Below are 12,147 nucleotides of genomic sequence, written 5' to 3'. Positions count from 1 at the left end.
GAGGTATCACTATGGACTACACTAATCATAACACATCATTGCGTACAAACAAACACCTTTCGTATGAAGAACGTTTCTACATTGAAAAGCAGCTGCAGGCTAATGTCCCGAAATCAGCCATTGCCAAAGCACTTGGTCGTTCTAGAACAACGATTCATACTGAAATCAAACGTGGCACCGTAGTACAAATCAAGCAAGGTACATCAGTACTCATGTACTTGGCCGATCGTGGTCAGGGCAGTTATGAAGCATCTAGAAAAGGTTCTTTCAATACCTTGAAGGCCGGTGCTATTGAAGCATTCTTGGCTACCGTATACCACGAGAGGCATTCCTTGACGAAATTAGAAAGCTAACGGATGTAACGAGTGTTCAATTTCATATTGCAATTTAGAATTTTATTTCTAATTTTATTAACTTATACCTTCCACCATCTCTAAAGCTCTCTGTCATGTAAAGTTCCATGTACGTAAAATTACTACTTGAAAAAATAAACTATCAACTCCTTTTCTCCCTGCTATTTTATTAAGATACTTATAAAACAGCGGCCCCCTCTGATATCTTTTACAGATTCAGAGTAGAGCCGCTCTTTTTATAAGCTTACTAACTATCAAACCCTACTTTACGTATTTAAGTATGCTTCCTCTACGTAACGAACCGCACTGAGCGCTGCAATCTGTCCTTCGCCTACCGCCTTCGCTACCTGTAGTGGCTGTCCAGTCATGTCACCTACCGCATACAGTCCCACAATATTTGTTTCCATGCCACGGCCTACCGACACTGCTCCATTAGACATACCCAAGCCCTCTACTAATTTATCAGGAGGATCTGCTTCGCGGAGAATAAATACTCCATCAACAGATAAACGCCCCTTCTTTGTTTCAATAGCTTCTACTTTTTTCTCGCCTATAATAGCATGCCATGGATCGCCAAGATGAAGTGTACAATTTGCCGGAATAATGATTTCCTGCAAAGCTCGTCCTGTCGCTACATCAAATGTATACTTCTTTGTATCTACTCCAGTACCTCCATTTTGATTCTCTAATTTTTTACGAACTAGTACAGCCACTTCACCTACAGGGTATATATGTATAGTACTAGCTAGTTCTGATAGATATTGCACACTACTCCATTCAGCTTTTGAACTTATATGAATAGCAATTTCTTTGTCTTTAAAAAAATTACCATCACAAACGGCGCAATAACTGACACCGCGCCCCAACAGCCGGCTCTCTCCAGCAATCGGTCTACTCACCGGCACGCCCGTAGCTAAAATGACAGACTTTGCTTGATACACTTCGTCAGCGGCCATCAGGACAAAAGGACGACCTGGAAATACACTTTGAATGCGCTTCTTTACAATCACCGGCTCAAGATTACACACCTGCGCTTGTAAATTATCCATAAATACTTCACCGCTCACCGTTGGCAAACCCGGATAATTATCTATGCGCGGGGCACGCCGTAATTTATCACTAAAATTTGCTCCTTCAAAAACGACGACGGACTGCCCCCTTACTCTGGCTGTCAGTGCGGCCGACAATCCTGCCGGACCTCCTCCTACAATTGCTACATCATAAATCATATAATTCTTTTACTCTTGTATACCTTCTAACTATTACAAACTACATTTACAAAATTACACTATTTCTGTGGCAAATGAAATTTGAAACCTTGTGCTTCTGCTTGCTCGATAAGATGTTGACGGCTTAATTGCGGATTCTGTAATTTCTTTGCAATTTGTAATGTAAAGGAATCCATCCGACGATTAGCATCACGCAAATCATAATACTCAGTCATCTCTTCATCGTAATCTTCCATCAATTCTAAATAATTATCAAACACGTGATATGTGTCGTCAAACACATTGGCTTCTCGTGCCATACGCGGTTTAAGCTGAGGCTTTTGATCCGGTACACCCAAACCAAGACCTACTACGGGGAAAGTAAACTCCGGCAAATCTAACAGTTCAATCATCTTTGGCACATCATTAAGAATACTGCCTAAATACACGGTACCAAAGCCGGCCAACTCAGCAGCACCTACCATATTTTGAGCCGCTAAACAAGCATCGGTCCACCCCTGGAAAAAGCGATCACTATCACATTCCGCATCATTGAATACGCCTTGTTCACGAGCAATACATGAATTTCGATATACGTCAATAATAAAAATGAATAATTCAGGCATACGCGCTACATATGGCTGTGTACAAACTTCTGCAATTTTAGCCTTAAGCTCCGGATTCACAATGCGAATAATGCTAAAGCTTTGCATTCCTTGGCTACTAGCGGTTCGCTTCGCCACATCTAACAATATACTTAATTGCTGCGGAGGAATCGGGCTCGACTTAAATTCACGTATACTTTTATGATTTAATAAAATGTCAATAGGATTCATAGAATGACCTCCCAAATCTGTTATATAGACAATTTTTAAATTATATAGACAATCTTTAATCTAAGAGTATTGTAACACAGACCTAAATAAATGCAAAAGTTATCCTACAAGTGTACATTTTCTTATATATTCTGATTCATACAGGCATTTTTAATTAATTTGTTTCCTCTGCAAGGAAAAATTATTCATGTGTCCTTCACAGAATGATGATATGCTATTATTATAATATGTAATGTACTATCAGTTGTGAGGAGGAATTGTAATGACAATCACAAAAAAATTAGCAGCCAAAGCACTTCTTGTTGCCACATTAGCTACAACAACTTTTGGCGGTGCTTCGTTAGCCGCCGCTCCAGCCGGACAGGACGTACCTGAAATCCAAGTGAGCGGTACAGCAACCCGCTCGCTGGCTCCTAGCTATGCAATGCTCACATTGGGAATTACTTCGCAAGACGCTTCGGTGAATACGGCCAAAAATGCCAACGACCGTGTCATGAGTGACTTGATTTCTCGCCTAACTGCCATGGGTATTACTAAAAATAACATTCAAACTTCCAACATTTCTATTAATCCCAATTACGACTATAACGCCAACAATACCCGTAACCGCAATACTATTACCGGCTATACTGTATCCAACACGGTAAATGTAAAAATTACGGACATCAACAAAGTAGGCAAAGTGATTGATGCCGCTGTAGCTAGCGGTGCTACCAATGTCAACTCTCTCAATTTTGAAAATGATGTAACCCAAGCATTAAACGATCAGCTTACTACGGAAGCCATCAAGAATGCGCACCATCAAGCCGAAATTATTGCTGCCGCTCTTGGACGTTCTGTAGGTGGAGTAAAAAACGTATCTATCAGTGGCACACAAAGCTATGAAATGGACAACCTTCCGCGCATGTATAAACTAGCTGCCTCGATGAGTACCGCAACTCCTGTTGAAGGCGGATCTACGACCGTAACCAAAAATGCATCAATTACGTTCTATCTTCAGTAACACTATAAATTAAATTTCAAAAGGCCCTTCCGAACTGAATCCCTTTCGTTAGACACATTTGGGGTTCAGTACATCGGGGCCTTTTTTATTATAAAAAAGATGGCTCCCATCGCAGGAACCATCTTAAATACCTCTATACTTCTTCCGGTACAACACCTACATGGACTGCCACAATACCGCCGGTCAGTTCATAATAGGTGGCTTCTTTATATCCGGCTTTTTCAAACATAGTCAACACCTGCGACTGGTGAGGATATCTCCGCAACGATTCCGGCAACCACGCATACGATGAATTATCCTTACTCAATTTACCCAATACAGGCAGAATATGTTCAAAATATAGATAATACAGTTGCTTGAATCCAAACGCAGTTGGCTTTGCCAATTCCAACGTGACAACACGCCCGCCCGGCTTAACCACACGTTTCATTTCCTTTAGTGCCTGCATAACATCCGGTACATTACGCAAAGCAAACGCGCTCATAGCACAATCGAAGGAATCTTTATGGTAAGGCAAACTCATCGCATCACCTTCTACCAAATTTACACGATCCAAAAGCCCTGCTTTTGCTAAACGCTGCTCGCCATGTTGTAACATTTCCGGACTAAAATCCAGTGCTTCCACTGATAGCGTCGGCTCTTGACGCAACGCTTCCTTGGTCAACATGCCCGTTCCGCAAGCCACATCAAGCAAGCGGTTTCCCGGCTGTAGCCCCAACTGCTTCACCGCAAAACGGCGCCAGTATGCATCTTGATGAAAACTTAAAATTGTATTCATTATATCGTAATGTTTCGCAACATTTGAAAAAACACCCTGCACAAAAGCTTCCTTATCCGAATAAGAAGTAAACTTACGTGCCGATAGTTCTCGTTCCACCTTCATAGTAAACCTGCTTTCCAATCAACCTAACCATGTTCACAAAGAACAGGCTTGTTTCCTCACGACAAGCTGTCCCTCGTTCTGTTCCCTATATTATAATTCATGACTATTATTTCTGCTAGTATTCATACAAAAAAATTTTTATATTTGGCTATGTCACAACAAACAGTTGATAAATAGCCATTTTTATAGGGGAGTATCAGAACTCCCCTACAAACTGTTATTTGCAGTTATCTATACTCATTTGGAATTTCGATATGAAATGTCTCACACAGTAACTTCACATCATGTGCATCATTTTCATCAAACTCGTATCCCAGATGGAACATTACTTGACTATATGGTTCAATACAGGAAACCTCTATTTCCTCAATTCTTCCTTTACCCGAAAAAGTTTCTACCGGAAAACAATCCCCATCATAAAGAATTTCACCTTCGTCCGTATATTCAAAACAATGCAAATCAATAATTCTGTTTTTCAAATCTTCCCATACAGTATGGTTCAATGTTGTATATTCCATCTTAATCTCATAAAAGCCATTAGCTTTCATTATTTCTATAAAGTTCTGATAATCGTTCTTTTCTACAAAAATGTCAATATCATTATGGGCTCTTGACTGATATCCAAGAAGAGCATCTACACCCCAGCCACCATCAAGAAAGACTTTAATCTCCGCATCTATTGCAAATTGAAGAATCTGTTTTACATCTGTTATATTGACCATCTTATCATCTCCACAAATTCTAATTAGGCGACCAGAGGAACTGCTGGTCTGTTTGATAAATCTCTGCATTTAGCAGTTTTCAATGTTGCCAAAACAAAAGTTAAGAAGATGTTCCTTTTCTCCATGTCGCTTTCTTTGGCGTAATTTACAAGGTTATTCCACACAAGATAGTTGTTCAGATACTTGGTAGAAACACCGTTAAAGCCACGCATAAACCTCTTTAGCTGGCTATGGTAGCTATTGATATGTTGGATATTATAAATGCCTTTCTTGGCTTTGCCAGTCTTTAACTGCACAAGGTCAATACCATTGGCATTTGTAAATCTCACATAGGAGTTCATCTTGTCCGTAACAAGAGTGGAATTGGTCTTAATCCTACCATCATAAATATGATGTAAATCTCTTGTAGAAACTCTACCAGTATTCGTAATCTTGGAGATAGACAAGCCATTCCTATTAACCGCACAAGGAACACATACCTTTTCTTGGGACAAGCCTCTGATATGTGTAGAATGACCACGCTTATGAGCCTTGCGTGGCATAGCAAATGTCTTACTCTTGCTATGATTGCCCTTGTACGAGATGGCGAAAAAAGTTTCGTCAGCCTCAATAATGCCGTCAAGGGTAACATCGTCTGCCATATTCTGAAGTGCATCCAAAATCTTGTGTCTCCAAAGGAATGCGGTGTTTCTGTGAATCCCACAAGCAACAGCAGTCTTACGAATGGATAAGCCATTCATCATACAATCAATGTACTGCTCCCACACGGACAAGTCTTTTCTTGTACCAGACACAATGGAGTTCGTAGCAATCACGAAGGACTTGCCACAATCCTTACATACATATCGCTGTGTGCCATCTTTACGATGACCATTGCGAACCACATGGATACAGCCACAAAGAGGGCATACACGACCATTTGCAAAGCGTTCCTTTGCTACGAAATCTTCAATATTCAAAGACTTTACAAAGGCAGGACTTAAAAGCATTGTTTTAAGGCTTTCCTGCTCTGCGACAGTCAACTTACCGATAATATCTAATGCGTCTTTGATAGTAGGCATATCCAATTACCTCCTTCGGTGGTACTGTTTCTTACTATTATTATACGCTATTTCTCGTCAAAAATCAACCATTTGTTGTGACAGAGCCTTATATTTTAAAAATTCAATTTTTTCAAATTCCCCCTTGCCAATATTTCTTATCCGTTTTATAATGACATATGTCCTCACAGAGTAGAACTTGATAATGTATTGTATTCATGTAGTATGTGTAGAACAGAGGAGTGATTAGTATGAAAGCATTTTTACAAAAGCTCAATCGCATGAGCTTGATTAAGCAAATTATCATCGGCTTAATCATAGGTATCGCAGCCGCATTATTTGCACCTGAGGTGGCTGTTGAGTTATCGCTGTTAGGTGTTATCTTTGTAGGTGCTTTAAAAGGGATTGCACCTGTATTAGTCTTTTTCTTGGTTGTCGCTGCTGTAAGTAAACATCGCGCCGGACAAAAAACGGGGATGCGACATATTTTATTCATGTATGTATTAGGCACATTCTTATCTGCCGCTGTAGCCGTAATCGCAAGCTTTACCTTCCCCACCGTATTACATTTAGCAGAAGCAGCAGGCGATGCAAAACCTCCGGAAGGGATTGCCGAAGTATTGATAACCGTATTGAAGAACGTAGTCGATAATCCGGTTCATGCCTTAATGACAGGTAATTACATCGGGATTCTCGGTTGGGCCGTGCTCTTTGGTCTAGCTTTACGCGGTGTTGCCGATGATACTAAAGAAATGGTATCCCATATTTCCGAAGCTGTTACTAAAGTAGTTCAATGGGTAATTCGTTTAGCTCCTTTTGGTATTATGGGGCTCGTGGCCGAATCTATTGCTACCAATGGTATTGAAGCCTTAATCGGTTATGCTAAACTGTTGGGTGTACTCTTAGGTAGTATGTTCTTTGTAGCTTTAATCGTAAATCCTATTATTGTATTCACGTATTTAAAACGCAATCCATATCCGCTGGTATTCAAATGTCTGCGTGAATCCGGTATTACCGCCTTCTTCACTCGCAGCTCTGCTGCTAATATTCCTGTAAATATGGACCTTGCCAAACGTCTCGGTGTTAACCCTGATACGTATTCTATTTCTATTCCGTTGGGTGCCACGATTAATATGGGCGGCGCGGCTATTACTATTACGATCATGACGTTAGCTGCTGTAAATACGTTACATATCCAAGTGGATATTGCCACCGCAATTTTATTAAGCGTTATTGCCACTATCGGTGCTTGCGGAGCATCCGGTGTCGCCGGAGGATCCTTGCTACTAATCCCGCTCGCTTGCAGCTTATTCGGCATTAATAATGATATTGCCATGCAAGTAGTTGGCGTTGGTTTCATTATCGGTGTATTGCAAGACTCTACCGAAACAGCACTTAACTCCTCCACCGATATTCTCTTCACGGCCGCTGCCGACTTTTCTCGCAACGGATATCCGGAAGATATCAATGCTGTAAAAATGAATGTATCCCGTAATGCATAAGAGTATATCAACATATACGCTCTCATTACAAAACTATCTACTTAAGATTTAATACACAACAAAAAAATTCACATATTACATACGAAAAGACCTTGTAACGATAATTACACATCGTTACAAGGTCTTCTTTTTTAGACATCTCAGTTATTACTCATGAATTCGCTCTTCGCCAATATAACTATGTTCAGCATTAATCGTTACATGATAGTACGGATTCATTGCTTCTAATATTCTCTTAATGGATTGACTTATTTCATCCTTACGTTGCTTTTCCGTATACGGCACAACCATATCAAATAACACATTCAGATGATCATCCGATTCAATAGCACGTAAGTCATGAATACTGATACGATCATCATACGCCTTCACCACACTGCGAATTTGTTCATAAATAGCCATAGTTTGTTCATCACGTAACAGAGGATCCATATGAATAGTTAATTTTAAATGTAATTCTTCCAATGCCTTTCGTTCTATATGATCAATCATATTATGGCTCTTAATGATATCTTGATTAGCATCCACTTCTACATGAATACTGGCAAATTCATGCCCCGGACCATAATCATGAATCATCAAATCATGAACGCCTAATACTCCATCAAAGCTTTGTACAAAATCAGCAATTTCACGAACTCGTTCCGGTGTCGGTTCATTACCGAGCAAACGACTTGTAGATTCTTTAAATACATGATAGCCGGCACGACCAATCATCAATGCTACGATAGCTCCCAGATATCCATCAATAGGATATTCTAGAAAACTGCCTGCCAGCAAACCGATCGTAATTCCCGCTGTAGCCCATACATCGGATAAGCATTCCAATGCATTAGCCCGTAAGATTGGGGAATCAATTCTGTTTCCCATATACTTAAGAAAAGAAGCCAACCATATTTTTAATCCCATAGCTACAAGCATAACAATAATGGCTACTGCCGATACATCAACAATTTCCGGATGCATGATACGATTGACGGCTTCAATCATCAACTGAATGGCTAATACAAACAGAATGATAGAAAATCCGATAGAGAATAAATACTCCATCCTGCCATGCCCGTACGGATGCTCTTGATCCGGCTTTTTCGCAGCCAAGCGAAAGCTTAAAAACGATATAGCCGAACCACCGGCATCCGCCACATTATGAATACCATCGCTGATCATAGCAATAGATCCAATGAGCCAGCCAACAATCAACTCACCTAGGCACACTAATAAATTAACAATCACCCCGGTGATACTGGCTACATTACCATACTGAGTGCGAACACTTGGCACCTTTATCATATCGTGATTCTTTATAAACTGCTCAATCAAAAATTCTCTCATAGATACCTCTCCCTATTTGTTGTTCATTGTTCTCAATAGATTATCATTATTTTATTGATTAGTTTATTGTACTCTTTTTATCGACAAACTGCAAGTAGTGAGAATAAAAAAATATACGCTTACTATCAGCTCCTTCGCTAACCGTAAGCGTATATATCAATTTACATAAGCAATACCGCTTCAAGGTATCTGTCACGAACAACGTACCCGGTATTCATCCTAAATTATCTATTAGATAACGACTTACCAGCGATGTTCGTAGTATACCTGTGTCCACATAATGATTTCCGATAATGTCGGGTGTGGTGTCATAGTTTCTCCTACAGTAATAACCGAATGCGGATCCATTTTACGTACCAACCCTTTAGCGCGCAACTTCTTCGTTAACGCAGAACCTATTTCTTCATTAATTGCCTGTAATGGCGTATCACCACTATTCAACAAATTAACAAACGGTTGGAACAAAATAGATGCCTGTGGCCCGATAACATGAACCCCGAGAATATGATTGGTCGCTTTATCCACCACGATTTTTACAAAGCCATCATGGTCATCACCCGGATCAAATCCCATGGCAAACCCTTTTGCCGAGGCGGAATAGAAATTCTTCCCCGTACCTACATCATAACCTTTTTCTATTGCCTCTGCTTCCGTCAATCCTACATGGCCCACCTGGGGGTACGTAAAAGTAACGGCCGGAACAAGATCGTAACGAGCCCATCTAAAATCCTCCGGAGACGATGCATGATATAAATTATGGGCCAAAATATCAGCTTCATAATTTGCCTTATGACGGAACGGTGCTTCCCCATTGACGTCACCTAACGCATATACTCCGTCAACGGAGGTTTCCAAAAATTCATTGGTCATAATCCAACCGCCACGCTTTGTCTTAATTGACGTATTTTCTAAGTGAAGTTCTTCTGTTGCCGGAACAATACCGGAAGCCATCAGAATTTCCTCACCCCGTATTTCCTGAAGCTCTCCGGTGGCTCGATCACGAATAACAACTACTTTTTCACCGTTTTCCACGCGCACTTCTTCAGGTTCCTGATTCAGGATAACACGTATCCCCAATTTAGTAATGTCTTTATAAATTTGTGCCGAAATCTCTTCATCTTCTTTGGGTAACAATCGACGATTATGCTGAATCAATGTTACCTCTGTTCCTGCCGCAGCAAATACATGGGCAAACTCGGTTCCGATAGGACCGCCCCCCATAACGATAAGTCGTTTAAAAGGTGCCTTCGGATATTTTTCACCGAATAAACTTTCACTGCTCATATAACCGGCCTCTTCCAAACCGGGAATAGTGTTGATTTTAGTGTGTCCTCCCACACCCAAAACAATAATCGGTGCCGTCAATTCATCAGTGACCGTACCATCCTTCATCGTTACCATAATTACTTTATCACGTACGAAGGACGCCGCGCCGCGATACACATCTACATTTTCAAAACCATCATAATAAGATTCAACGCCTTTGCTCTCGTCAATTTTATGCCATACACGTTTACTCATTATATCCCAATCAATGGTAGCCGGAGTTACCTTTACACCAATTTTAGGCAATTCCTCTATCTCACGAACCGCATCGGCTACGGTAACCATTACCTTTGTAGGAATGCATCCGCGAGTAAGACATGTACCACCGAATTTTCCTTTTTCTATAATGGCTACTTTTTTACCTTTAGCAATAGCCGCGTCAGCTACAATAGTAGCACCGCCGGTACCTACTACGATAATATCATAGGTCTTCATAGTTACATCCTTTCTTGAAACTATAATAGTCTGCGTTTGTAATACACCCTTTTTCTCGCATATATTATACCATATCGAAAATGATAAATATAGTAAATATGCTATTGCTGATTGTGCAACTCCCCCATCATACATAGTCCTATGTATCAATTATGCATTACTCTGCCTACTTAGATTCCTTTTTTCTTGAGGTCTATACGAGCATAGGTTATAATGGCTATATGTATATATAGTATACGTACCAAATAAACGCATACTCCATTACATAAGTCTTTCTACAGCAAAGGAGGGTCACCTATGAAGGTTTCCCCACATTTAGCACAAAACATCGTCGAAAGTATGAAGTCTATTATTAAACAAGATATCAACTTCATCGATTCCGATGGCACTATAATAGCCAGTACAGATCCGGACCGTATCGGTACTTTCCATGAAGCCGGTCGTACCGTATACCAATTAAAACGTGTCTTGGTCATCTCCGAAAGCGATAGTTACGAAGGTACCCGTCCCGGAATTAACCTTCCCGTCCATATAAATGGCGAAGTCATTGCCGTAATTGGCATTACAGGAACGCCAGAGCAAGTAATTACCTTTGGCAATATTATTCGTAAAATGACAGAAATTCTGATTTTGGAAGAAGAATTCAGAAATGTCAAACAACGCGAAGTCGATCGCAATCGTATGCTACTGGAGGATTTAATTTTCTATCCGCAAAACTTTGCCGAACGTTGGGACGAGGCAACTCTTTCCTTTTGGCGGTCCGATGACGATTACAAACGCATCGTACTCATTCATTCTGACACATCGCAATTCAACTTTCTCAAAGATGTCCGTCGTCTCCTAGAACAGTATACGGAACAACTCCCTCCATTAGTAAAAAGTAGTATTCTTTGGACTGAGCACGAACAAATGATGGTTCTTCTCTATAAAGAAAAAACTACCTCTCAGCTCCTGCCTTGTTTGCAACAAATCGAAGAACTAAAGTTTAACTATCCCTCTATGGTTGTTGCCATCGGAAGTCGCGTTCACCGTGATTTCCGTACCTCTTATCGCGATGCTCAACTAGTACAAGATACCTACACAGCACGACCGGAAGTTTCATGCATCGTTAACTATGATGACTTAACGATAGAACTTTTATTTAATCCGGAAAATACATATCGCCAACAACAACTACAAGAAAAGGTACTCGGACAATTAACCGATAAAGAGTTAGAAGAGTTCTACCACATCTTACAACTCTTTGAAGCTCATAACGGATCTATTTCCAGTATTGCCGATGAACTCTTTATTCACAAAAATACATTGCAATACCAAATTCAAAAGCTCCGTCGCATTACCGGTTATGACTTGCGAAACTACCATGATTTTATGGTTCTGCGCTTAGCGTTTACGTTATATCATCATACAACACAACATGTATCCGAAACTAAAGCTAGTGATTCAGATACCGATGAGCAATAATCTATATTCGGTGCTTTGTTTTCCTGTTAAAGAACTATAAAAT

Annotated in this window: 10 protein-coding genes and 1 pseudogene; 4 read left to right on the top strand and 7 right to left on the bottom strand. The window is 40.4% G+C overall.

Annotation, left to right across the window (positions count from 1 at the left end):
* Positions 1–11: 11 nt before the first annotated feature.
* A pseudogene (locus G344_RS0105270) lies at positions 12–314 on the top strand (helix-turn-helix domain-containing protein); the annotation flags it as partial.
* A 305-nt stretch (positions 315–619) separates the two neighbouring features.
* On the opposite strand, the gene G344_RS0105265 reads toward G344_RS0105270, so the two are convergent.
* Complete coding sequence (locus G344_RS0105265) at positions 620–1,582, bottom strand: NAD(P)/FAD-dependent oxidoreductase (RefSeq protein ID WP_028255293.1); 963 nt, start codon at positions 1,580–1,582, stop codon at positions 620–622.
* Positions 1,583–1,641: 59 nt separating this feature from the next.
* Positions 1,642–2,397 carry an NADPH-dependent oxidoreductase gene (locus G344_RS0105260; RefSeq protein WP_028255292.1) on the bottom strand — a complete coding sequence of 252 codons (756 nt, stop codon included), beginning with the start codon at positions 2,395–2,397 and terminating at the stop codon, positions 1,642–1,644.
* Positions 2,398–2,659: 262 nt separating this feature from the next.
* Here G344_RS0105260 and G344_RS0105255 point away from each other — a divergent pair, with 262 nt between their 5' ends.
* Complete coding sequence (locus G344_RS0105255; protein WP_028255291.1) at positions 2,660–3,400, top strand: SIMPL domain-containing protein; 741 nt, start codon at positions 2,660–2,662, stop codon at positions 3,398–3,400.
* Positions 3,401–3,533: 133 nt separating this feature from the next.
* Here G344_RS0105255 and G344_RS0105250 read toward each other — a convergent pair whose 3' ends face one another.
* The 3 genes from G344_RS0105250 to G344_RS0105240 all read right to left on the bottom strand — a co-directional run bounded on the left by G344_RS0105250 (position 3,534) and on the right by G344_RS0105240 (position 6,066).
* Positions 3,534–4,283 (bottom strand): class I SAM-dependent methyltransferase, encoded by a 750-nt coding sequence (locus G344_RS0105250; RefSeq protein ID WP_028255290.1) that lies wholly within the window; start codon positions 4,281–4,283, stop codon positions 3,534–3,536.
* Positions 4,284–4,510: 227 nt separating this feature from the next.
* The gene (gene lnu(C), locus G344_RS0105245) at positions 4,511–5,005 is read right to left on the bottom strand and encodes a lincosamide nucleotidyltransferase Lnu(C) (protein ID WP_002837187.1); all 495 of its coding nucleotides are present in this window, start codon (positions 5,003–5,005) and stop codon (positions 4,511–4,513) included.
* A gap of 23 nt (positions 5,006–5,028) precedes the next feature.
* Complete coding sequence (locus G344_RS0105240; RefSeq protein WP_002837184.1) at positions 5,029–6,066, bottom strand: IS1595-like element ISSag10 family transposase; 1,038 nt, start codon at positions 6,064–6,066, stop codon at positions 5,029–5,031.
* A 230-nt stretch (positions 6,067–6,296) separates the two neighbouring features.
* Here G344_RS0105240 and sstT point away from each other — a divergent pair, with 230 nt between their 5' ends.
* Positions 6,297–7,547 carry a serine/threonine transporter SstT gene (gene sstT, locus G344_RS0105235; RefSeq protein WP_028255289.1) on the top strand — a complete coding sequence of 417 codons (1,251 nt, stop codon included), beginning with the start codon at positions 6,297–6,299 and terminating at the stop codon, positions 7,545–7,547.
* Positions 7,548–7,694: 147 nt separating this feature from the next.
* Here sstT and G344_RS0105230 read toward each other — a convergent pair whose 3' ends face one another.
* A complete protein-coding gene (locus G344_RS0105230) occupies positions 7,695–8,879 on the bottom strand; it encodes a cation diffusion facilitator family transporter (RefSeq protein ID WP_028255288.1) in 1,185 nt (394 codons plus the stop codon).
* Positions 8,880–9,122: 243 nt separating this feature from the next.
* On the bottom strand, positions 9,123–10,640 hold the full coding sequence (locus tag G344_RS0105225) for a dihydrolipoyl dehydrogenase family protein (protein WP_028255287.1): 1,518 nt from the start codon (positions 10,638–10,640) through the stop codon (positions 9,123–9,125).
* A gap of 297 nt (positions 10,641–10,937) precedes the next feature.
* Between G344_RS0105225 and G344_RS11465 the strand changes: the two genes are divergently transcribed.
* Complete coding sequence (locus G344_RS11465; RefSeq protein WP_028255286.1) at positions 10,938–12,104, top strand: CdaR family transcriptional regulator; 1,167 nt, start codon at positions 10,938–10,940, stop codon at positions 12,102–12,104.
* Positions 12,105–12,147: the final 43 nt, after the last annotated feature.

The sequence above is a fragment of the Veillonella magna DSM 19857 genome, from assembly GCF_000428745.1.
Taxonomy (GTDB): domain Bacteria; phylum Bacillota; class Negativicutes; order Veillonellales; family Veillonellaceae; genus Veillonella_A; species Veillonella_A magna.
This window is presented reverse-complemented; position numbering and strand designations above follow the sequence as displayed.